20 protein-coding genes are annotated in these 21,317 nt (G+C 47.2%); 15 read left to right on the top strand and 5 right to left on the bottom strand.

The window, feature by feature from the left end; genetic code table 11:
- Positions 1 to 159: 159 nt before the first annotated feature.
- The 7 genes from polA (at position 160) to thrS (ending at position 9,673) form a co-directional block, all read left to right on the top strand.
- Entirely contained in the window at positions 160 to 2,805 is a 2,646-nt protein-coding gene (polA, locus tag LACSTY_RS08355; protein ID WP_087912296.1) for a DNA polymerase I, read from the top strand.
- 11 nt (positions 2,806 to 2,816) lie between these two features.
- Positions 2,817 to 3,665, top strand: a complete 849-nt coding sequence (gene mutM, locus LACSTY_RS08350; RefSeq protein ID WP_087912295.1) for a DNA-formamidopyrimidine glycosylase — start codon at positions 2,817 to 2,819, stop codon at positions 3,663 to 3,665.
- The gene (coaE, locus tag LACSTY_RS08345) at positions 3,662 to 4,264 is read left to right on the top strand and encodes a dephospho-CoA kinase (protein WP_087912294.1); all 603 of its coding nucleotides are present in this window, start codon (positions 3,662 to 3,664) and stop codon (positions 4,262 to 4,264) included. The genes mutM and coaE overlap by 4 nt, the downstream gene beginning before the upstream one ends.
- A gap of 54 nt (positions 4,265 to 4,318) precedes the next feature.
- Entirely contained in the window at positions 4,319 to 4,786 is a 468-nt protein-coding gene (gene nrdR, locus LACSTY_RS08340) for a transcriptional regulator NrdR (RefSeq protein WP_005687991.1), read from the top strand.
- Positions 4,787 to 4,854: 68 nt separating this feature from the next.
- The gene (locus LACSTY_RS08335; RefSeq protein ID WP_087912293.1) at positions 4,855 to 6,204 is read left to right on the top strand and encodes a replication initiation and membrane attachment family protein; all 1,350 of its coding nucleotides are present in this window, start codon (positions 4,855 to 4,857) and stop codon (positions 6,202 to 6,204) included.
- Entirely contained in the window at positions 6,204 to 7,139 is a 936-nt protein-coding gene (gene dnaI / locus LACSTY_RS08330; protein WP_087912292.1) for a primosomal protein DnaI, read from the top strand. Before LACSTY_RS08335 ends, dnaI begins: the two co-directional genes overlap by 1 nt.
- A 557-nt stretch (positions 7,140 to 7,696) precedes the next feature.
- Positions 7,697 to 9,673 carry a threonine--tRNA ligase gene (thrS, locus tag LACSTY_RS08325; protein WP_010487873.1) on the top strand — a complete coding sequence of 659 codons (1,977 nt, stop codon included), beginning with the start codon at positions 7,697 to 7,699 and terminating at the stop codon, positions 9,671 to 9,673.
- Positions 9,674 to 9,775: 102 nt separating this feature from the next.
- On the opposite strand, the gene LACSTY_RS08320 is transcribed toward thrS, so the two are convergent.
- On the bottom strand, positions 9,776 to 10,345 hold the full coding sequence (locus LACSTY_RS08320) for a histidine phosphatase family protein (protein ID WP_087912290.1): 570 nt from the start codon (positions 10,343 to 10,345) through the stop codon (positions 9,776 to 9,778).
- Between the two features lie 145 nt (positions 10,346 to 10,490).
- On the opposite strand from LACSTY_RS08320, the gene LACSTY_RS08315 reads away from it, so the two are divergent.
- Together LACSTY_RS08315 and LACSTY_RS08310 are read left to right on the top strand one after the other, a co-directional pair.
- On the top strand, positions 10,491 to 10,883 hold the full coding sequence (locus LACSTY_RS08315; protein WP_087912289.1) for a hypothetical protein: 393 nt from the start codon (positions 10,491 to 10,493) through the stop codon (positions 10,881 to 10,883).
- Positions 10,873 to 11,568 carry an enhanced serine sensitivity protein SseB C-terminal domain-containing protein gene (locus tag LACSTY_RS08310; protein ID WP_049172141.1) on the top strand — a complete coding sequence of 232 codons (696 nt, stop codon included), beginning with the start codon at positions 10,873 to 10,875 and terminating at the stop codon, positions 11,566 to 11,568. The genes LACSTY_RS08315 and LACSTY_RS08310 overlap by 11 nt, the downstream gene beginning before the upstream one ends.
- A gap of 2 nt (positions 11,569 to 11,570) precedes the next feature.
- On the opposite strand, the gene LACSTY_RS08305 is transcribed toward LACSTY_RS08310, so the two are convergent.
- Positions 11,571 to 12,524: a sugar-binding transcriptional regulator gene (locus LACSTY_RS08305; RefSeq protein WP_087912288.1), complete on the bottom strand. Its 954-nt coding sequence runs from the start codon at positions 12,522 to 12,524 to the stop codon at positions 11,571 to 11,573.
- Between the two features lie 120 nt (positions 12,525 to 12,644).
- Between LACSTY_RS08305 and LACSTY_RS08300 the strand changes: the two genes are divergently transcribed.
- Positions 12,645 to 13,394: a DeoR/GlpR family DNA-binding transcription regulator gene (locus LACSTY_RS08300; RefSeq protein ID WP_087912287.1), complete on the top strand. Its 750-nt coding sequence runs from the start codon at positions 12,645 to 12,647 to the stop codon at positions 13,392 to 13,394.
- A gap of 318 nt (positions 13,395 to 13,712) precedes the next feature.
- On the opposite strand, the gene LACSTY_RS08295 is transcribed toward LACSTY_RS08300, so the two are convergent.
- On the bottom strand, positions 13,713 to 16,166 hold the full coding sequence (locus LACSTY_RS08295) for a glycyl radical protein (protein WP_087912286.1): 2,454 nt from the start codon (positions 16,164 to 16,166) through the stop codon (positions 13,713 to 13,715).
- A gap of 314 nt (positions 16,167 to 16,480) precedes the next feature.
- Between LACSTY_RS08295 and LACSTY_RS08290 the strand changes: the two genes are divergently transcribed.
- The 5 genes from LACSTY_RS08290 to rplT all read left to right on the top strand — a co-directional run bounded on the left by LACSTY_RS08290 (position 16,481) and on the right by rplT (position 19,573).
- Positions 16,481 to 17,269 (top strand): glycyl-radical enzyme activating protein, encoded by a 789-nt coding sequence (locus tag LACSTY_RS08290; RefSeq protein ID WP_087912285.1) that lies wholly within the window; start codon positions 16,481 to 16,483, stop codon positions 17,267 to 17,269.
- 154 nt (positions 17,270 to 17,423) lie between these two features.
- A complete protein-coding gene (locus LACSTY_RS08285) occupies positions 17,424 to 18,125 on the top strand; it encodes a fructose-6-phosphate aldolase (RefSeq protein ID WP_087912284.1) in 702 nt (233 codons plus the stop codon).
- Between the two features lie 263 nt (positions 18,126 to 18,388).
- The gene (gene infC / locus LACSTY_RS08280) at positions 18,389 to 18,904 is read left to right on the top strand and encodes a translation initiation factor IF-3 (protein WP_171024638.1); all 516 of its coding nucleotides are present in this window, start codon (positions 18,389 to 18,391) and stop codon (positions 18,902 to 18,904) included.
- A 77-nt stretch (positions 18,905 to 18,981) separates the two neighbouring features.
- A complete protein-coding gene (gene rpmI / locus LACSTY_RS08275; RefSeq protein WP_003565872.1) occupies positions 18,982 to 19,182 on the top strand; it encodes a 50S ribosomal protein L35 in 201 nt (66 codons plus the stop codon).
- A gap of 34 nt (positions 19,183 to 19,216) precedes the next feature.
- Positions 19,217 to 19,573, top strand: coding sequence for a 50S ribosomal protein L20 (rplT, locus tag LACSTY_RS08270; protein ID WP_025013361.1), 357 nt, complete (start codon positions 19,217 to 19,219; stop codon positions 19,571 to 19,573).
- Positions 19,574 to 19,709: 136 nt separating this feature from the next.
- On the opposite strand, the gene LACSTY_RS08265 is transcribed toward rplT, so the two are convergent.
- Together LACSTY_RS08265 and LACSTY_RS08260 are read right to left on the bottom strand one after the other, a co-directional pair.
- Positions 19,710 to 20,273, bottom strand: a complete 564-nt coding sequence (locus LACSTY_RS08265) for an LOG family protein (protein WP_087912283.1) — start codon at positions 20,271 to 20,273, stop codon at positions 19,710 to 19,712.
- Between the two features lie 73 nt (positions 20,274 to 20,346).
- Positions 20,347 to 21,315: an NADP-dependent oxidoreductase gene (locus tag LACSTY_RS08260; protein WP_087912282.1), complete on the bottom strand. Its 969-nt coding sequence runs from the start codon at positions 21,313 to 21,315 to the stop codon at positions 20,347 to 20,349.
- Positions 21,316 to 21,317 lie beyond the last annotated feature (2 nt).

Raw genomic sequence — 21,317 nt, 5'->3', positions numbered from 1 at the left:
TGGCTGAATGCCGGCTTTTTTTCTACCCAAAACTAACGCTAGTGGCGAACCGCCAAATATGAACCACCCGCCAAAAAGGCCTAGAATTTGGTACAATGATTGTGACAATTAACTCATGACATCTTCAGAGGTGGTCTGAGAAGAAAAGGAAGCTCATATATGACGAGTCAAACTAAATTATTGCTGATTGACGGCAACTCGATTGCGTTTCGCGCTTTTTTTGCCTTATACAATCAGCTCGATCGGTTCACCAATCAGGATGGGCTGCATACGAATGCGATTTACGCGTTCAATAACATGCTGGAAATTGTTTTGAAGTCTGTTCAACCTGACGCGGCGCTGGTGGCATTTGACGCCGGTAAGACCACGTTCCGCACCGCGAAGTATGCGGATTATAAGAGTGGCCGAGCCAAAACGCCAAGCGAGTTATTGGAACAGCTGCCGTATATCAAAGAATTGCTTGACGATATGGGCATTCAGCATTATGAATTAAAAGATTACGAAGCCGACGACATCATCGGAACCATGGCGAAGCGGGCAGATGACGCTGGCTGGCAAACAACGATCGTGACCGGTGATCGAGACTTGACCCAATTGACCACCGACCAGACGACAGTGCAGGTGACTGTCAAAGGCGTCAATGAACTTGAAGCGTATACGCCGGAGCATGTTAAAGAAAAGCTGGGGATTACGCCGACACAAATCATCGACCTGAAAGGCTTAATGGGTGACACCTCTGACAATTATCCTGGGGTTACCAAAGTCGGCGAAAAAACCGCGTTGAAATTGCTGAAGCAGTATGGCAGCATTGATAACCTTTATGCGAATATTGACGGGATGAAAACATCCAAGTTGAAAGAGAACCTGATCAATGATAAGGATAAAGCCTATCTCAGTAAGCAACTCGCCACGATTGATCGCGATGCTCCCGTCACAGTCGACTTGGCTGATGTCACTTATTCTGGACCTGACTTAGCCAAACTGCGGGAATTTTATACCAAGATGAACATGAACTCGTTACTGAAAAAGATCGGCGGGGATGTGGCTAAACCTACGCAGCCGGTTCATTTTTCGGTGCTGGATGATAAGTCCATTTTGGCCCTGACGAAAATCACGGAACCAATCACTTTTGAAATCGAAATGTTGGACGACAATTATCATATTGCCGACCAGATTGGTTTTTTTATTGGCACGAAAGACGAAACGTATGTCAGCACGGACGTTTCCTTGCTGACGATTCCCGAAGTGACCAAATGGCTAGGTGATTCGAAGCGGGATTTGACGGTGTTCGATGGCAAGCGCAACATTGTGGCTGCCCATCGCTTAGGATTAGAGTTACCGGACATCGCGTTTGATGTTTTACTGGCTTCATACTTGATCAATCCGGACGAAAATAGCAATGATTTAGGCAAAATCGCCGAAGACCATGATTATCACGACCTGCCGCGGGATGAAGATGTTTATGGCAAAGGAGCCAAGCGCCAAGTACCAGAAGATAAAAAGCTATTTGCCCAATTTGCCCGCAAGTCAATGGCACTTTTTGCGTTACGTCCCGACTTAACCGAAGATCTGGCTAAACAGGAACAGACCGATCTTTTCACGGACATGGAAATGCCATTGGCGCGCGTGTTGGCAGAGATGGAAATTCAGGGAATCACGCTTGATGCCCAGACCTTAAAAGATATGGGTACAGAGTTTTCACAAAGCATCAAGGTGCTGGAAGAAAAGATTTATGGTGAGGCTGGCGTTAAGTTCAATCTGAATTCGCCAAAGCAACTGGGCGAGATCTTATTTGAAAAGCTGAATCTGCCGGTCATCAAGAAGACCAAGACAGGTTATTCTACCAGTGTCGATGTCTTAAACGAGCTAAAGTCTGCCAGTCCAATTGTTCAGGATATTCTGGATTATCGCGGGTGGGCTAAGTTGAATTCGACGTATGTTGTGGGGTTACTGAAGGCGCAAATGCCGGATCACAAGATTCATACCCGTTACTTGCAGACGTTAACCCAGACCGGCCGCTTAAGTTCCGTTGATCCGAATATGCAAAACATTCCAGCGCGAGACGAAGGCAAAATCATTCGGAAGGCGTTTGTGCCGTCCCATCCTGATTGGCAGATTTTTAGTTCGGACTATTCGCAAATCGAATTACGCGTGTTGTCACATATTTCCGGTGACGAAAATATGCAACAAGCCTTTAAAAATGGCGTCGATATTCATGCCAACACAGCGATGAAGATTTTTGGCTTGGATTCACCGGATCAAGTCACGCCGGATATGCGACGGCAAGCCAAGGCAACTAATTTTGGAATTGTTTATGGTATTAGCGACTATGGCCTGGCACAGAATATCGGAATTTCGCGTAAGCAAGCCAAAGCTTTCATTGATGGCTATTTCGAGCAGTATCCTAAGGTTCATGATTACATGGCCAATATGGTTAAAAAGGCGCGCGAAGACGGTTACGTCGAGACACTGTTCCATCGCCGCCGCTATTTGCCGCAAATTCATTCACGTAACTTTAATTTACGTAAATTTGCTGAGCGCACCGCGATGAACACGCCGATCCAAGGCAGTGCAGCGGACATTATCAAAGTTGCAATGATTCGCATGCAAAAAGCGTTAACCGATGCCCATCTGCAAGCCAAAATGCTGTTGCAAGTGCACGATGAACTCATTTTTGAAGCTCCCACCTCAGAAATGGAACAGCTTGGCAAACTTGTGCCTAAGATCATGGACTCTGCCGTGCAACTGGACGTGCCGTTGAAGGTCGATAGCCACTACGGCCCGACTTGGTTTGATGCAAAATAAGGAGAACGGGAATGCCAGAGTTACCTGAAGTCGAAACGGTTCGCCGTTCATTATTGCCACTTATCAAAAACAAACGGATCACCGCGATTAGTACGAATTGGGCGAAAATTCTGATTAATGGCTTGCCAACTTTTCAAAAAGAAGTCGTCGGCGCTGCTGTCACCACGATCGATCGCCGGGGAAAATACCTGTTGATTCGGCTGAACAACGGTGAAACCATTGTCAGCCATTTACGCATGGAAGGTCGCTATTACGTCGTTAGCGATGACCATACGCCATTTGACAAGCACGATCATGTGACTTTTACGTTCCAGGATGGAAGCCAACTGCGCTACCGGGATTTACGCAAGTTTGGCCGCATGCGCTTGATTCATACTGGTCAGGAACAATCGGTGCCGGCGTTGGCAAAATTAGGTCCGGAGCCGACCCCTGCGACGTTTGACGAGGCGGCGTTTGCCCAAAAACTAAAACGCCATCATAAAGCGATCAAATCGGTTTTACTGGATCAGACCGTTGTTGCCGGTATCGGCAATATTTATGCCGACGAAGTTTTATGGTTGAGTCGTTTGAATCCATTGCAGCCAGCTGATACGCTGACAAAAAAAGAAATTCATACCTTACATGACAATATTATCAAGGAGTTAGATGCTGCCATTGCTGCTGGTGGCACCAGTGCTCATACCTACGTGGATGCAAAAGGTAACCGCGGCTCTTTTCAAGATGCCTTGCATGTTTACGATCGGGAAGGGACGCCTTGTGATCGCTGCGGCACACTCATTGTTAAAATCAAAGTCGGCCAACGCGGTACCCACTATTGTCCCCACTGCCAACCTCTGCATCAAAGGAGGCGTCCGGCATGACCTATTTATTGGGTTTGACAGGCGGTATTGCCTCAGGAAAGTCAACGGTGAGTCGAGTCTTTAAAGCAGCTGGCTATCCAGTCGTAGATGCCGATGTGATTGCGCGCCGGATTGTCGAACCCGGTCGGCCTGCACTCGCCCGCATTGTCCAGGCATTTGGGCCACAAGTGCTGCGCGCGGACGGTAAACTCAACCGTGCCAAGCTTGGTGAGATTGTCTTTTCCCAACCGCGACGTTTGGAGGCGCTGAATCAAATTAATCGACCGTACCTGCGCGCGGCGATTAATCAAGCGTTAGAGCAGGCAAAAGCCGGCGGTGCTGCGATTGTAGTTGGCGACATTCCACTTCTTTATGAAGCTGATTATGCCGATGCATTCGATGGTGTTGCTGTGGTCACCGTTGCTCCTGATGTTCAACTGGCCCGGCTGATGGCCCGCGATGGTTTGACAGAAGCCGAAGCCAAAGAACGCATTGCATCACAGATACCCTTGGCGGAAAAAGCGGCCATGGCTGATTTTGTCATTGACAATAACGGAAAATCAGAAGCAACGATTGCCCAAGCGAAAGCCTTAATCCGCCAGTTACAGCACCTATCATAAGCGGCGTGTGCGTGCTATAATTAATTATCAAACTTTGATTAAGAAGGTGGAGTCGTGCAATGTCCCCATTGCCATCATAATAGTTCGCGGGTCGTTGATTCGCGTCCCACAGACGGCGGTCGGGCGATCCGACGCCGGCGCGAATGCGAGAATTGCGGGTTTCGCTTCACGACTTTTGAACGAGTCGAGCAAACCCCGTTATTGGTAATTAAGAAAAATGGTACCAGAGAAGAGTTCAATCGTGAGAAGATTCTGAAAGGGCTGATCCGGGCCGCAGAAAAACGACCGGTCACCATGGAGCAGATGCAAGGGATCGTTGATTCGGTTGAAAACCAATTGCGTGCGATTGGTGAAAATGAAGTTTCCAGTCAAGCCATTGGCGAGTATGTCATGTCCAAGCTAGCAGATGTTGACGACGTGGCTTATATTCGCTTCGCCAGTGTTTATCGGCAATTCAAAGATATGTCCGTCTTCATGCAAGAGCTTCAGGATATGATGAAGAAGGAAAAGACCAAGAAATAGTGAACGTGAAACAAACGGACCTGGGGCAGTTGTCTCAGGTCCGTTGTCTGAAAAGAGGTGAATTCGATATGCAGCGTCCGGATACGTTTATGCCCCAAGCAGGCTTTGTGTTGACCAAGGCAGGTTATTTTAGCGACTTTGATGAAAAGATCGCTATCTCGCTTTATCAACCGCTCGTGGGGCCGATTGCCATGGCGCTTTATCTAAGTCTATGGCAGGAGGTCAAAGACCGCGCTTTGGTGACGGATCGGCGCCCGCAACTCTGGCTGTTGGATTTGTTGGATATCGACATCGATCAACTCTTTGTGGCTCGCGTCAAACTGGAAGCAGTCGGCTTATTGCGAACTTATACGCAAGTCGATTCCCTAGGACGCTATTACGCTTATGAACTTTACCCGCCAGTGCAACCAGATGCCTTTTTTAAAGATGATTTGATGGGCCTGTTGCTTTATGACAAGGTTGGTGAAAAACGGTATGACGAACTGGTTGCACAGTTCAGTCTGAAACCGGTTCGCCGCCCGGAATGGCAGGAGATCACGGCAAACTTTTTGGACGTGTTTCGCTTTGACCACAACTTAAGCGGGGAACCAAGTGCGGTGGTTGCCGCCAAAAAGGCAATGGCTCAAAATCAGCCTCAACTACCGCGGCTTGGTAATGGCGAAGGCTATGACTGGGAACTTTTGCAATCGTTGTTAGCCAACAGCAATATTCAGTCAGGTCAATTAGCCAAACACCAAGAGGCACTGTATCAAATCGCCGGGTTTTACGGGATTCAACCACCTGACTTTGCGCGGCTGATCAGTCGGGCGACGGATGTGATGACGGGCAAAATCGACTTGAACGCGTTGCGGCGGCTGGCCGAGCAAAGTTATACCCGCCAGCAGCCTAAAACTAAGCCGCAACCAGTGGCAACCAAACCACCAAAAGTGGCCAGTGCTGACGAAGCGCTGCTGAAACGGGCGAAAAGCATGCCGCCACGCCAGTTTTTAACCGCAACCAAGCAGGCTAAAAATGACCGGATGTATCCGGCTAATAATGAATTGCGCGCGGTACAGAGCCTTAGTGAACGCAACGTTTTTGATGCCCCCACCATTAATATTTTGATCGATTATATTCTCCGAACGAATGATAGTATCAATCAAGCGTTGATGGATGCCATTGCCAACAGCTGGTTGAAGGCCAACGTGACGAGCCCGGAAGCAGCGTTACAGCAGATTCATACGTTTGAAGAGCAAAAAGCAACTGGAAAAAAGCGTTTTCAAAGCCAATCCAAAGGTGTGCGGCAGGAAAAGCTGCCAGATTGGGCTAAGGAAGGCTATCAACCCAAGAAGAAAAAGGTCAGCGAAGCAGATCGCCAGACGTTGGCTGCTCAACTGGAAAAGTTACGGCAACTCGGTGATAAGGGAGGGACGAACTAATGGAAGATATGCGCAAACGCTTGGCAATGTTAATGGACTCTCGACAGTGGCGGGAGCGGTATTTCAAAATGGTCAAGGCAGCCTTGCAGGATCCTGATGTCCAGACCTTCCTTAAGCAACACGAGGCAGAATTAGCTGATGATGCGATTGATCGCGGCACGGCGAAGATATATGAATTCGTCAGTGAGCGGAACAAGATTGCCCGTGGTGAATTACCATTGGCACCCGGCTATCAACCCACGTTAGTCGTTGCTAACGGGCTGATTGATGTTGCGTATGAGCCGACAGATGCAAAGCTTGCGGCTGACGAAGAGGCCAAGCAGGCGTCGCTAGTGACCTCGGTTAATATGCCCAAAGATATTCACGATGCAAGTCTGACAAGTTACGATCCGACTGATGAGCGAGTAGATGCGCTCTTGGCAGCAAACCGGTTTGTATTGGCAGTGGTCGCCGATCCCAAAACATTTCACCAAGGCCTGTATCTAAGCGGTCCATTTGGCGTCGGTAAAACCTATTTGCTCGGTGCCATTGCCAATGATCTTGCCAGCAAAGGCGGCATTGCCACGACGCTGATTCATGTCCCGACCTTTGTTGTTGAAATGAAGAGTGCCATTGGCAGCAACACGGTTTTGAAAAAAATCGATAGCGTCAAACGTGCGCAAGTGCTGATGCTTGATGATATTGGTGCTGAAAGTATCAGTCCCTGGGTGCGGGATGATGTGCTTGGCATCATTTTGCAATACCGCATGCAGGAAAAAATGCCGACGCTGTTCAGCTCCAACAAAAGCATGGCCGATTTAACCGAATCTTTGGCCGGAACTGACCGGGGTAATTCCGAGATGCTAAAAGCGCAACGCATCATGGAACGGATCCGTTTTCTGGCTAAAGAAGTAACGGTCGGCGGAGAAAATCGCCGCAATCCGCTGGCCAATTAAGTGCAATTCAAAAGAGAATAACGCAATTTTCAGAAAACCGCTTGCACCTGGCCGCGCAATGTGGTTCAATGTAGCTATCGAAGACGGAAGCAATAAAGGATCATCCGACAGAGAGCAAGGCCGCGGCTGAAAGTCTTGCAAGATCTGATCCGAACCACTTCTTGAGATTGCCGAAAGGCCCAGTTGCGCAGGTTACGCGTTAATGAAGTGGCCCGCAGCAAGACTGTCGGCAACCTGGGTGGAACCGCGATCACAAATCGTCCCTGATGTCTCTTAGGAGATGTTAGGGGCGATTTTTTTGTGAGCGTGAGCAGGAGCGCTTAGAAATCGGAGTGTAAGTGGCCTCAAGCCTAAATGGCTGGACTTTGGCCATTTAGGCTTGAGGTCCTTACACGGAGATTTCTGCGACTGCGAACGCGTTATCGCAAGCGGAAGCCGCAGTGTCTGGAACTGAAGCGTTGTGCCCTTAGGCATTGCGACCAAGATCCTTACGCACAGGTCTCTGCATCGGTGAACGGATGGTTTCTTCGAAAAAACAACAAAGGAGAGTCTTTCTTATGGCATTAGATATTACGTTTCCAGATGGCAATGTTAAACAATTTCCAGATGGTACAACGGTGAAAGCTATTACAGAAGGCATTAGTAACAGTTTGGCCAAAAAGGCGGTTGCCGGCAAGTTGGATGGCGAGTTGATCGCTTATGACGAACCGATTGCTCATTCTGGCAAACTGCAGATTATGACCAAGGATGATGCCGAGGGGCTGACGGTTCTCCGGCAAACGGCAGCGTTTGTTTTGGCTGCAGCACTCAAAGCTTTGTATCCTGATATTCATTTTGGTCAGGGTCAGGCGACCGAGGATGGCTTCTATTACGATACCGATCGGGCGGATGGCCAGGTAAGTGTCGATGATTTGCCAACGGTTCAAAAGAAAATGGAAGAAATCATTAAGGCCAACGCTGCTTTGGAACCGGTTGTTCTCAGTCGTGCCGATGCTTTTGCCCGCTTCAAAGACGATCCTTTCAAGAAGCAATTGGTCGAAGCTGCTGGTGATCCGATTAAGGGTTACAAGCTCGGTGACTTTGTTGACTTCGAAGAAAAAGTCCTGCTACCAAGTCTCAAAGATCTGAAGCATTTCAAACTGCTGTCAGTTGCCGGCGCTTACTGGCAAGGCAAGAGCAGCAATCCGATGCTCCAGCGGATTTACGGGACGGCTTATTGGAGTGAAAAAGGTCTCGAAGATGATGCTAAACGCCGTCAGGAAGCAGCTGAGCATGATCACCGGGTTATCGGCCGCGACTTGGATCTTTTCTTCGTCGATCCTAAAGTCGGTGCCGGTTTGCCTTACTGGATGCCAAATGGGGCAACAATCCGGCGGGTGATCGAACGGTATATTATCGACAAGGAAATCGCAGACGGCTACGAACACGTTTATACGCCGGTGCTTGCCAACCTCGACTTATACAAGACATCCGGTCACTGGGATCACTACCGCGAAGACATGTTCCCGCCAATGGACATGGGCGATGGTGAAATGCTTGAATTGCGGCCGATGAACTGCCCAAGCCACATTCAGATTTACAACCATCATATCCGTTCTTATCGTGAATTACCGCTGCGCATTGCTGAATTGGGCATGATGCACCGCTATGAAAAGTCCGGCGCACTGTCCGGCTTGCAGCGTGTTCGGGAAATGACGCTAAATGACGGCCACACTTTTGTTGCCTTGGATCAGGTTCAAGAAGAATTCAAAAAGATTCTGCGCCTGATCATGGACGTTTACGAAGACTTCAACATTACCGATTACAGCTTCCGGCTTTCATATCGTGATCCCAAGAATACCGAAAAGTATTTTGATGACGATGAAATGTGGACCCGCAGCCAGAGCATGCTTAAAGGTGCGATGGATGATCTGCATCTTGATTACTACGAAGCTGAAGGCGAAGCTGCCTTTTATGGGCCAAAGCTGGATATCCAGACCAAGACGGCCTTGGGTAATGACGAAACGATGTCGACCATCCAGTTGGACTTCATGTTGCCAGAACGCTTCAACCTGACCTATGTTGGCAAAGATGGTGAAGAACATCGACCAGTCATGATTCATCGTGGCATTGTCGGCACGATGGAGCGCTTCATCGCTTATCTGACCGAAATCTACAAGGGTGCCTTCCCGACCTGGTTAGCACCGACACAGGCTGTTTTGATCCCGGTTAACAATGATCTGCACTTAGACTATGTCAACCGCATCAAGCGCCAGATGTTGGCAGCCGGCTTGCGGGTCAAAGTCGATGATCGGAATGAAAAGATGGGCTACAAGATTCGTGAAGCCCAGACTAAGAAGATCCCGTATACGGTTGTTGTCGGTGATAAGGAACTCAACGATGCTGCCGTTTCGGTTCGGCGTTACGGTGATGAGCATACCGAAGAAGAAGCCGGTAACATGTTCATTGACGCGATGGTCGCTGAAGTCAAGAACTACAGTCGCGATGGCAAAACCAAGCCCACCGAGGCAAAGAAGGTCTTAGGCGATAAATAGCTTGTCGAAGTGAACAAAGAGGGAACCCTTGGATGAGGCTCCCTTTTGTTTTGCACAAATAGCGTATTGGTTAGGCGGGTAAGATTGAATTGAAGGTGAAAACTATTCTAGCGAAATGAATGCTTTGAAATTTTCCGACCAAGAAGCGATCCGGACGATTTGATGATCAGAGACTTCAAGCCGAGTCACGGCTGCATAGGATAAGGTTTTGAAAAAATCACCACCCTTACCAGGCATTGCGGACTCAATGACACTGCTTATTGCTGTCCCATGGCTGCCTATTGCAACGAATGAAGTAGCTGGCAGACTGAACAGAAAAGAAAGATAACGTTTTTGAACCTGAAAAATGGACTCACCAGGGCTTTTAAAGAATGTCAGATCACGCCATTGGTGAGCAACATATTCAGAAAAGTCGGATACCCATGAAGGCATTTTTCGCTCGACAAGTCTGTCATCAGTTTGAATAGGCAAACCATGATCGCGCGCGATGGGGACAACTGTATCGACTGCACGTTTAAACGGACTCGAAAAAATTGTGCTGTAAGGTATCTGCCGTAGATTGTAAGCGATTTGCTGACTTTGACGATATCCCTTTTGTGTAAACGGTCGAGAAAAATCATCATGGACTGTCGTGTCAGATTCAGCATGTCTGATCATATCAATTATTGTCATAGATATCCCCTTAATCATTGGCAATCTTCAAGTTAACGCGGTCAATTTGAGATTTGCTTTCAACTTATCACAGAATCTGACTGGTTTCACTTATGTATGATACACTGGACACATTTACGACAGACAGCAAGGAAAGGGTGACTAGGTGGTTATTGCGTTATGGGCTTCATGGCTCGTTTTATTTTTCGTCACAAAAGTTTTGGCAGCCAGCTTGTATTTTGTTGTTCTACTGGTTTACTTGAAGTTGCCGTGGCGGACTCCCAGTCAGCGCGGCCGCTGGCTCATTGCCCATCGTGGTCGCGGCCTGCTGGTGTTGATGGGGATCGTGATGTTTTTAACGGCACTGGCCGCGTATGGCATTGCCAATTGGTGGTTCGGTAAAATTGAATTTCAGCCTCAAGGCGTTGCGGTTTTCGGCAGTGTCGGCATCGTTTTATTGTCATGGCTGATCGGCTTACCTAAAAAATTACGGAATTTTCGCAATAAAATGAACCTCAACCGGCAGCACAATAAAGGAGAAGATGACGATGACCAATGAGCCACAAGTTCAAAATCCCCAGTTAATTCATTTGATGCGGCTTTTAAGAACGGATCAAAATGATGACACGCAAGCGGCTTTTTATGCTGGCTTGAAAAGTGCCAAGTTTATGTTACCAGTCGGAACGGCACGTACAGGCGACCCGACCGTGGTGATGCTTACTGATGACAATGGGCATGATTATTTGCCAATTTTTACGGATCAGGCAAACTTTGCCAAAAGTCCGGATCACGATCATTTTGCGGTTGCGACGATTGCTGATTGTGCCAACTTTCTATATGAGGATCGCGACATTTTCGGCGTGGTCATCAATCCATATGATGAAAACATGGTATTGTCACGTGCCAATCTATTTTATGTGGCAAAGCCGGATCAAGCCAAACATGGCGAGGCTGTTCGAATTAGTGAACCACCTCGCGAAACCGCTGATCTTGTTGAGCAGTTGCGGGAATACCTGCCAAAAATGCCAACTGTGCACGCCGCTTATTTGGTTACGATGATGCGTGCGGATGACGCACAGAGTTTGCTACTGGTTGTCGATGCTGACAAAGACGCTGATTTACACGCATTGGTTGGTTTTGCGGAAGCTTACTTACCGGAAACTCAGCAATTTCATGTCAGTCCAACCGATAATGAACTAGGCAGATATGTCAGTGGTGAGTTTTCGCCTTTTTATCAGCGATGACATTATTTGTCTCTCAGCGTATTGATCCGTTCCGCAGTTTGTTGATCGGTGATTAAAGTGTTGATTAGATCCATCCGTAAGCAAGCGTTGATTGCTGGCGCTTTTGATAAACCACGCGCAACCGCAACGGTGTTGGGCGTGGTTTTTAATTGCTTGGGATCGATCGCAATCGTACGTGAAAATAGATCACCGCGCAGTATTTTACCGTTACGATCGAAAAAAGTACAACAGCAATCGCCAATGACTTCGCGATCAGACAGCTCGTCAAAATCCTGAGTTGACAGCAGGTCACGCCAACGACTTGTTCCTTGTCTCAACGCCCCGCCAATCCCAACGAAGGCTAAGTCCAGATGTGCCCAAGCATCCCGCACGGGTTGGAATTTTTGTGAATTCACAATCTGATCGTGTAATGCTTGTGTTTTTTGCACTGCAGCAGCATCAATAAACAGAGCTTTGCCATTGAACTGACGAGCCGCGTCATAAACGATCGCGTTGACGTGGTATTTAGTATTTTTAGGACTTGGTCCGCCAACTAATGGGACGAAAATGGCGTTGGTGTGGACGGGATGGTTGAGTTGGCCAATCATGCCAGCTAGCGTTGTTCCCCAAGCAAAGCCAACGCGATCGTGCGGTTTGATCACACGTTTAAGGTAGTGTGCTGCTGCTGTTGCGAGTTGTTGATTTTTAGCCTCAACCGAATCACTTGCTGAAGAGGGAATGATCACTACTTGGCGCAGTTTAAAAGCCTGCCTCAACTTTTCCTCAAGCTCAAAGATTTCGGTATTGGCGTGATTGACCCGGACTGTCACAATGCCTTTGGTGCGGGCGCGTTTTAGTAAGCGACTGACAGTTGAACGGTCAATATTGATAGTTTTCGCAATTTGCGATTGGGTTTGATCTTTCACGTAATATAGATAAGCAACTCGAGCAACAAAGTCATCTGGTTGTTCAGACATCACCATCACCTCCCACCAAACGTAGCATAACAAATGTCAAACGTAAACAAAGTGAGTTCATTTGAAACTATATATTTACGATATTAAGTGATAAACTTTAAATACATCGGAGGGATCAGCATGGGAGAAAAGCGCATTGACCGTATCCTTGATCGCGTTAATCAAGCCGGAGAGATTGAAGTTTCTCAGTTAGCGAAAGAACTTGCAGTTTCGCAGGTTACAATCAGAAAAGATCTAACGACTCTCGAGGATAAAGGTCTGTTACGAAGGCAGCACGGGGTCGCGATTCTAAACGATCCAGCCAATTTACGTTTTCGCTTGGCACAACATTATGAAACTAAGGAGAAAATCGCAGCTAAAGCAGCAGCGCAGGTCAAGGATCATAGTACGATCATGATTGAATCTGGATCGACTTGCGCCTTACTAGCCGAAACCCTCGGTAAAGAAGGCAAGCAAATAACCATCATTACGATTTCAAGTTTTATTGCGGATTATGTCAGCAATTATCCAAATTTAAGCGTGATCTTGTTGGGCGGGAACTATCAAGCTACTGCGCAGGTTTCTGTTGGTCCATTGACAAAGCAAATGTTAGCAAATTTTCAGGTGCAGCAGTTGTTTGTCGGCACAGACGGTTTCAGTGCTCAGCAAGGTTTTTATGGCAATGATATCCTTCGCACCGAAATCGTTCAGGCAATGGCGCGGCAATCCCGGTTTGTGACTATCCTGACTGATTCGAGTAAATTCAATTCTGTTAGTCTTGTGCATCAGTTAGATTTCGCAGACATCAATCAAGTGATCACAGATAAAGGGATTCCACAAGCGGCTCAACAAGCTTTAGAAGACGCAGATGTCAAGGTGACCATTGTATGACAGAGTCACCTGTTGTGGAATACCACAAGACTCAACAACATTCCAGTTTAACTTTACTCTATTCGTCACAAAATGCTGTGGCTACCGCAGATTTAACTGGATTGCTTACGCTAGAAAGACTGAACGCAACGGCTTCGATGTTCCTTTTAGATAAGGGCTATCGAAGCCGTTTTAAATGGACTTCACAATCTTGCACTTACATCGAGCAACAAAAAGCGAACACACCTAAGCATGTTCGCATAGTTTGACCGTAAATGATGTTGCGGTCATTTTTTGTTGAAGTGGTTAAATGCGGGAAGACTGAAAAGAAGCTGGCTTTTAAAAGCTTTGTTCGGTTCTTGCAATGATATCATCCTGCGTTTCCTTGGACAATCCAACGAAGAAGGCAGAGTATCCGGCAACGCGAACGATTAGATCGCGGTGTTGGTCAGGATGTATTTGGGCATCAATCAAAGTTGCACGATCAACAATATTGTATTGAACATGGTAGCCATGCAGCCTGTTGAAGAACGTGCGCAGTAATGCTACCAGTTTCATGCAAGACTCGGTCGTTCGCAGGATCTGCGGTGACATCTTTTGGTTCAGTAGTACGCCGCCAGTAATGGCTTTGGTATTAAGCTTGGAGACACTTTTGAAAACAGCAGTCGGTCCATTGGTATCCATGGCGTGTTCGGGTGAACAACCTTCGGAAAGCGGTGTCCGCGCATGACGGCCATCTGGGGTTGCCAAGGTACTGTGACCTTGACCAACGTTGGCTGAAATCGAGCTTGTTCCGGCGTAGCGAAGACCACCGATTGGGCCGCGACCATAGCGCGTATTTTTGTATTTTGCGATTTCATCAATATAAGGTTGATATGCATCAGCAATCAACTGATCGACATAATCATTATCGTTACCATATTTTGGCGCGTCATTGAGTAACATCTGGCGAATTTGTTCACCGTCAGCACCGGCAAAGTCGTTTTTGAGGGCTTCCCACAGCTGTTCGGGAGTAAGCTTTTTTTCTTCGAAGACTAATTTTTTAATTGCTGCCAGTGAGTCTGCTAAGTTAGCGATTCCGACTTGTAAACCGGAAATGAAATCGTAAACAGCTCCGCCTTCTTTGATCGTTTTGCCGCGACCAATGCAATCGTCTGTCAACGTCGAACACAAGATATCGGGATATCCCCGTTCCAAGACCATGTCGCAGGTATTCTCGATAATGACACTTTGTCTGGTGATCTCCCGCAGCGACTTGTCCCATGCAGCCATCAATTGATCGTAACTGGTCATTTCCGAAAAGCGGCCATAGTCAGGTAAAAGCTGTTTGCCGGATTCAGGATCAACCCCACCATTCATGACAATCAGAAGTGTCCGGGGAAAATTAACAAAACTCATTCCGGTGCAACGATAGCCCCATTTTCCGGGGATGGCAGTTTCCACGCAGCCAATGGCAGAATAGTTATACGCATCTTCTTTTTTAATGCCGCGGGCGATGAAGGAAGGGATAATGATTTCATCGTTGTTGAAAGCCGGCATCCCAAGGCCTTGCTTCACGACTTGCACGCAGGCCAGCATAAAATCGTCAGATAAATTCTTGTGATAACGGACGGTTAGGTTTGGCTGAGGGAGATGCGCTTGAGCGATTGCTTGAAGGATCAAATAGGACATTGGGTTAACAGCATCTTGTCCGTCTTTGGTCTGGCCACCGATTGTAATGTTTTGGTATAGCGGTGAGCCGGCTGAAAACTCTGTGTGCGCCCATGATCGAACCTTGTTGATCGTCAAAGTCTTCAAAGCGAGGTTTGTCAACAGTTCGACCGCCTGATCTGACGTTATTCGCCCGGCTTTGATGTCAGCTTCATAGAAAGGATCCAAGTATTGGTCGACGCGGCCGTATGAAACAGAGTGACCATTGGATTCGATTTGGAGGATCAGGTGGATTAACCAAACCGATTGAACAGCTTCCCGAAAAGTTGTTGCCGGTTCGTAAGGAACTTTTTGTAAAATCGTGGCGATCTTTTCGAGGTTGGCTTTTTCGTTTGGATCAGCCGTTTTGCTGGCCATTTTTGTTGCGAGGTCAACGTAACGCTGAGCAAAGCGCCGCACTGCGTTAATCACGATCAGGCTGGCCTGATAGAAATAAAGTTTCTTTTGTTGGTCATAGTCAGTCAGGTCAAGGTCAGCCATCGCCGTCTGAACCCGAGCCTCGTACCACTTCAAGCCTTTGTTGATTAATGTGCTGTAGCCTACTGCGATATGACCGTCACCGGAAGTGATGTTGCCGTCAGCGCCGATAATCCCTAAGTCGTAGAAAAGACGGCTTTTAGGAGGGAAGGCGGCTAATCCGCGATCCTCCAACGTATTGTTTTGCCAGTATGGCGCAATTTCGCGGAGTTTCTTTTTACTGTCTTCAGTGATGTAGAAAACGTCACCTGGACGTTTTTCGAAGGTATCTAGTTCGTCAATAACCCAATTCATCGAATATTCAGGGAAGACTGGAGCCCAACGATTTTTTTGTGCTTGATTGCCGACGATTAAAGTTTCAGGCTCAATAAAAATCGTCATCTTGTCGAGAATATGTGCGAGTAACTTGGCTCGTAAAACATCCACTTGTTCATTTTGGTGCGCTTTGTAAGCCTCTGTCGCCAATACGGCACGTTCTGGATCGACATATGGTTTTGCATTGATAATCTTGTTACGTAAATTGTTCATACGTGGTGTTAACTTGCCGAATTCACCTTGTGTGATGGGCGTGAATTTCGTAGTTTTATTTTGTACGACAGCATCCATAATGGTTCGACCTCCTTGAAATAAGCATTTCATGGCAATAATCGGTTGCGTCTAACTAATTACAAACAAAATGTAACATTGCTTCATTCGTAAATCAATCAGTAAGCATCGTGTTGCTCGCGATTGCACAAATGTGCTTGGCCGAAATTTTTGAACTTGTTGGCCTTTCCTGGGGTTAAGCCAAAAAGACCGATCCTTAGCTAAATAACAATGAAACACTTCTATAAAAACTAAACAAACATGTTTTACCACAATTCATAATTGTTGCGTTCGTAAGTGAAGATGCTAACGTATGAATTGAGGAGGTGCTGGTTATGTCCAATGAACTAGGACTAGTATTCAATATTCAGAAGTTTAGCCTCAATGATGGTCCGGGCATTAGGACGGTCGTGTTCTTTAAAGGTTGTCCATTGCGTTGTAAGTGGTGTTCAAACCCTGAATCACAATTGGGAAAACCGGAACCTATGTACGATGAATCGAAGCAACGCAATGTGACAGTCGGGCGGTGGTATACCGTTGATGATGTGATGAAAATCATTGTTCAGGATATGGATTTCTATGAAGAATCCGGTGGGGGCGTCACGCTTTCCGGTGGTGAGATTCTTTTTCAGCCTACTTTTGTCACGGCATTAGCAAAGGCGTGCCACAATGCCGGCATTAATGTTGCGTGCGAAACAACTGGCTATGCTAATCCAAAAGTGTTCACGGATCTGGCTCAGTACATTGACTTGATGTATTACGACTGTAAGCAATGGGATTCTGACAAGCATCGAGCAGGTACAAATGCGCGCAATGAACTTATTTTGAAAAATTTGCAAACGGCGATGCATATGCAAAAACTTACGGTACGTGTCCGCATACCAGTCATTCCCGGCTTTAATTATAGTGATGATGATGCGAGGCATTTTGGTGAATTATTCAATCGTATTCATGTCCCAGAAGTGGAGTTGTTGCCGTTTCACCAATTTGGTCTCAAGAAGTACGAAGACTTGCATCGAGAGTATGCTTTGAAGGATGTTAAGCAGCTTCAGACAAGCGACCTCGAAAGCTTTCAAGAGATCTTGCAACAAGCGGGGATAAAAGCAACTATTAATGGTTGGTAATTTTCGTAGAATGGCACACAGAAGCACGAAATAATCAGTATTTAGACGTTCAAGCGCTGGTCAGTTTGAGATGTTCATATTGTTAACTGATCACGCTTGATGAAACTTGAACTAGATTATTGTAAAGACAATAGAAAACATATGAGGTGGAAAAATGGAATTTCTTTTAGACACAATTCACATTGCTGATATTGAAAAATACGCTAAGATCATTTCTTTAGCTGGGGTGACATCCAATCCAACGATCGTAAAGAAAGAAGGTAAGGTCGACTTTTTCGATCATATGCGCCAGATTCGTTCCATTATTGGTCGCGATCAGTCTCTTCATGTTCAGGCTGTTGGCCAAACCACAGATGCGATTGTTAAGGATGCCTTTGCAATCGTTTCTAACATTGATGAAGATGTTTTTGTCAAAGTACCGACGAATGAGGCAGGACTTGCTGCGATTAAGATTCTGAAGCAAAATGATATTCATGTGACTGCAACCGCGATCTACAGTGAATTCCAAGGCCGCCTTGCGATCGAAGCCGGGTCAGATTATCTGGCGCCTTATTATAATCGGATGATCAATATGGGTATTGATGCCAAACAGGTTATTAAGCATCTTGCCGATCAAATTGCGTTTCAGCACGCATCCACTAAGATCCTAGCTGCTAGTTTCCACACCGTTGGACAAGTAAATGACGCTTTCCAAGCTGGCGCTCAGGCAGCAACCATGGGTGTCGATATTTTGCGCTCTGCCTTACAAAACCCTGCTATTAGTAATGCCGTTCTTGACTTTACCAAAGACTGGGAGAGCGTTTATGGTGTCGGCACTAACATCGCGACACTTGCTGACGAAGTTCTTGATCACTGATATCTTATATGCAAAGAGTTTAAAAAGGCCGCAAAAAACAGCTGCGGTCAATACAATCCAAACATACATCGACAACGAACTTCTTGACGCAGGCAGGTTGCTCCTGTATAGTAGTTGATGTTGAGAAAAAGCAGAAGTTCCCGCTTCTCGCCCACGTCTTTAGACCTCTAGGCTCATTAGTTCGGTATTTAATGAACAGCGGGGGTCTTTGCGGCCACGCTGTTTTTGTTTTTTCTCTGAAATTCACACGGAGGTGAACAACCATAGCAAGAGATCTGATAGTCAATGACAGTATTCGCGCACGTGAAGTTCGATTGATCTCCCAGACCGGTGAACAGCTCGGCGTTAAGAGTACGCGTGACGCCTTGGCCATTGCCGAGGATGCAAACTTAGATGTTGTCTTAGTATCGCCTAATGCCAAGCCACCGGTTGCCCGCATCATGGACTACGGGAAATTCCGATTCGAGCTGCAGAAAAAAGAGCGCGATGCTCGGAAGAAACAAAAGACTGTCACCATTAAGGAAATCCGCTTGAGCCCGACCATTGGTGAAGCAGATTTCAATACCCGGCTTAAGAACGCGACGAAGTTCCTGAAAAAAGGGGACAAGGTCAAAGTGAGCGTTCGATTCCGTGGTCGAGCAATTACGCACAAGGATCTTGGTCGTAAGGTTCTTGAACAGATGGCGGATGCCGTTAAGGAAATTGCTACTGTTGAAACTCATCCAAAGATGGATGGTCGCAGCATGTTCTTAATGCTTGCACCGCGAGCCGATAAATAATCATCGGCGAATGTTACAAAGGCGTGCACGGCTTTAAGTAGTCGTGCGCGCATTGATGTTTAGAGGAGGAAAAAGACATGCCAAAATTCAAGACCCACCGCGCTTCCGCAAAGCGTTTTAAGAAAACCGCATCAGGTGCCCTTAAGCGCGGTCACGCATACACGTCACACCGTTTCCACGGCAAGACGAAGAAGCAGCGTCGTCAATTGCGTAAGTCAGCATTGGTATCCCACTCAGATATGAAGCGGATCCGCCAGATGCTCAGCCAGATGAAATAATAAGCTATCGGATTTGATTTGAGGAGGAATTCTAATGCCACGTGTTAAAGGTGGAACAGTTACTCGTAAGCGTCGTAAGAAGGTACTGAAACTCGCTAAGGGTTATCGTGGTGCCAAGCATTTACTGTTTAAGGCAGCCAGTGCCCAGGTCATGGTTTCGTATCGCTATGCATTCCGCGATCGCCGCGCCAAGAAGCGCGATTTCCGGCGTCTTTGGATTGCCCGGATTAACGCAGCAGCGCGCATGAACGATATTTCTTACAGCAAGTTGATGCACGGCCTGAAACTCGCCAATGTCGACATGAACCGTAAGATGCTCGCTGATCTTGCTGTCAGCGACCCGGACGGTTTCAAGGCTTTGGCGGATACCGCTAAAAAGGCTTTGGCTTAATCATCATGTAACCTGTTGACTGGCGTAGGTTCTAGTTGCGTCAGTTTACGCTTACTTATAAAAAAGACACGTCATTCCATTCGCTCTGAATGAAACGGCGTGTTTTTTTATATGAGTTATATACCAGCTTGATTGGTTAATGATATTGTCGTACCCCGAGCGGTTGGTAATTAGCGATGAACGTGCTGATTTCCTGCAGATCAGATGAAAATAACAGGTTGTCAAATGCATCCTGGTCGAAGAACCCTTGATCTACCGCTGTTTGGTACATCTGATGCAGCGGCTCGTAATAACCGTCTTGATTGAACAAAACAGTAGGACTGGCGTTTAATCCGATCCGGGAAAAAGAAATGGCTTCCGTAATTTCTTCTAACGTTCCCGGGCCGCCGGGTAAGGCGATATCGACATCGGCCAGTTCAATCATTCGGGCCTTACGGGTACCCATATCCGCGACAACTTCCAAATCCGTCAGGTCGGGCATGGCCAGGCCGCGATCTGCTAACACCTGAGGCATGACGCCAATGACTTGACCGCCATGTTGAAGCGTACTGCCGGCAACCGCACCCATTAAGCCTAGCTTGCCGCCGCCGTAGATTAAAGTATCACCACGCTCGGCAATCCAGGCACCAACCTGTGTAGCTGCCTGAAGAAATTCATCATTAACGCCATGATTGGCACCGCAATAGACTGCAATTTTCATATCTTTCCGCCTTTCCGTGCATGTTGTTATCATACGGCGGGAAAAGGCGGGTCGCAAGCGGTTTTTTGAGGCACTACAGGTGGTTAACGTCTTTGCGAATCGGGTGGATGACATGGCGGCCTTGCATAACGACTAACTTGCCTGGCGCGTGATGCGTTTCCAGCATTTCATGGCCGGCAATCACACCGTCAACATTAAATGGGAAAGCCTGAGCGACACGAACCTGTAGTCCCCATTTTTGGGCGACATCCTTGAGATAGGCAAAGCCATCATGCACCGAGTAGTCCTTCGACGGATTTAACTGCAAATGAGTCACGTCTGGTTTGCTGCTGAGATCAACATCGGCATAAGCCGTTGTGACATACTGACCGTTTGGCTTAACAAGTTTTAATGCAGCGCCATGATCGGCAGCGCCGAACACGGCATTGACCACAGCATTGGCTGCATCTTCCGGCAAATCGTCAGTGTAGCCGAAGATTTGATCGGCACCTAGCTGCCGCAGATACTCACGATGCTGCTCACCAGCCACGGCGATGACGTGCAACTTTTCAAACTTGGCAATCTGCACCAAGATGGCACCGACGCCACCGCTGGCACCGATGACGCCCAATGTTTCTCCAGGTTTAAGATTCAACATATAGTGAAGAATGTTAAACGCTGCCAAGCCGACTTGCGGTAACGCCGCAGCATCCAAAAAGCTTAGCGCAGTCGGCTTTTTGTAAACTTTAGAGGTTGAAGCCGTCACAAATTCACTATAGCCGCCGATCGGACGATAATTCAAAACAACATCGCCCACGGCAAAATCCGTGACACCTTCACCCAGCTTGGTAATACGGCCAACCACATCCGTTCCCGGTACCACGGGGAACTTAACTTTCCGAAACGCCGCCTGTTCACCGCGGCGCAGAGAAGCGTCATAAGGGTTCAAGCCAAAACCCAAGACCCGCAACTGTACCTGACCGGCTTTTGGTTCTGGAACCGGGGCGTCAATACTTTTAAAAACACTTGGCTTGCCATATTCCTCAAACCCAAAACGTTGCATAA

It is taken from the genome of Lacticaseibacillus styriensis (assembly GCF_030770295.1).
GTDB lineage: Bacteria > Bacillota > Bacilli > Lactobacillales > Lactobacillaceae > Lacticaseibacillus > Lacticaseibacillus casei.
This window is presented reverse-complemented; position numbering and strand designations above follow the sequence as displayed.

Excerpts from the sequence above, each read along its gene's own strand:
- polA (WP_087912296.1), top strand. The coding sequence starts at position 160 with ATGACGAGTCAAACTAAATTATTGCTGATTGACGGCAACTCGATTGCG.
- mutM (WP_087912295.1), top strand. The coding sequence starts at position 2,817 with ATGCCAGAGTTACCTGAAGTCGAAACGGTTCGCCGTTCATTATTGCCA.
- coaE (WP_087912294.1), top strand. The coding sequence starts at position 3,662 with ATGACCTATTTATTGGGTTTGACAGGCGGTATTGCCTCAGGAAAGTCA.
- LACSTY_RS08335 (WP_087912293.1), top strand. The coding sequence starts at position 4,855 with ATGCAGCGTCCGGATACGTTTATGCCCCAAGCAGGCTTTGTGTTGACC.
- dnaI (WP_087912292.1), top strand. The coding sequence starts at position 6,204 with ATGGAAGATATGCGCAAACGCTTGGCAATGTTAATGGACTCTCGACAG.
- thrS (WP_010487873.1), top strand. The coding sequence starts at position 7,697 with ATGGCATTAGATATTACGTTTCCAGATGGCAATGTTAAACAATTTCCA.
- LACSTY_RS08320 (WP_087912290.1), bottom strand. The coding sequence starts at position 10,345 with ATGACAATAATTGATATGATCAGACATGCTGAATCTGACACGACAGTC.
- LACSTY_RS08310 (WP_049172141.1), top strand. The coding sequence starts at position 10,873 with ATGACCAATGAGCCACAAGTTCAAAATCCCCAGTTAATTCATTTGATG.
- LACSTY_RS08305 (WP_087912288.1), bottom strand. The coding sequence starts at position 12,524 with ATGTCTGAACAACCAGATGACTTTGTTGCTCGAGTTGCTTATCTATAT.
- LACSTY_RS08300 (WP_087912287.1), top strand. The coding sequence starts at position 12,645 with ATGGGAGAAAAGCGCATTGACCGTATCCTTGATCGCGTTAATCAAGCC.
- LACSTY_RS08295 (WP_087912286.1), bottom strand. The coding sequence starts at position 16,166 with ATGGATGCTGTCGTACAAAATAAAACTACGAAATTCACGCCCATCACA.
- LACSTY_RS08290 (WP_087912285.1), top strand. The coding sequence starts at position 16,481 with ATGTCCAATGAACTAGGACTAGTATTCAATATTCAGAAGTTTAGCCTC.
- LACSTY_RS08285 (WP_087912284.1), top strand. The coding sequence starts at position 17,424 with ATGGAATTTCTTTTAGACACAATTCACATTGCTGATATTGAAAAATAC.
- rpmI (WP_003565872.1), top strand. The coding sequence starts at position 18,982 with ATGCCAAAATTCAAGACCCACCGCGCTTCCGCAAAGCGTTTTAAGAAA.
- rplT (WP_025013361.1), top strand. The coding sequence starts at position 19,217 with ATGCCACGTGTTAAAGGTGGAACAGTTACTCGTAAGCGTCGTAAGAAG.
- LACSTY_RS08265 (WP_087912283.1), bottom strand. The coding sequence starts at position 20,273 with ATGAAAATTGCAGTCTATTGCGGTGCCAATCATGGCGTTAATGATGAA.
- LACSTY_RS08260 (WP_087912282.1), bottom strand. The coding sequence starts at position 21,315 with ATGCAACGTTTTGGGTTTGAGGAATATGGCAAGCCAAGTGTTTTTAAA.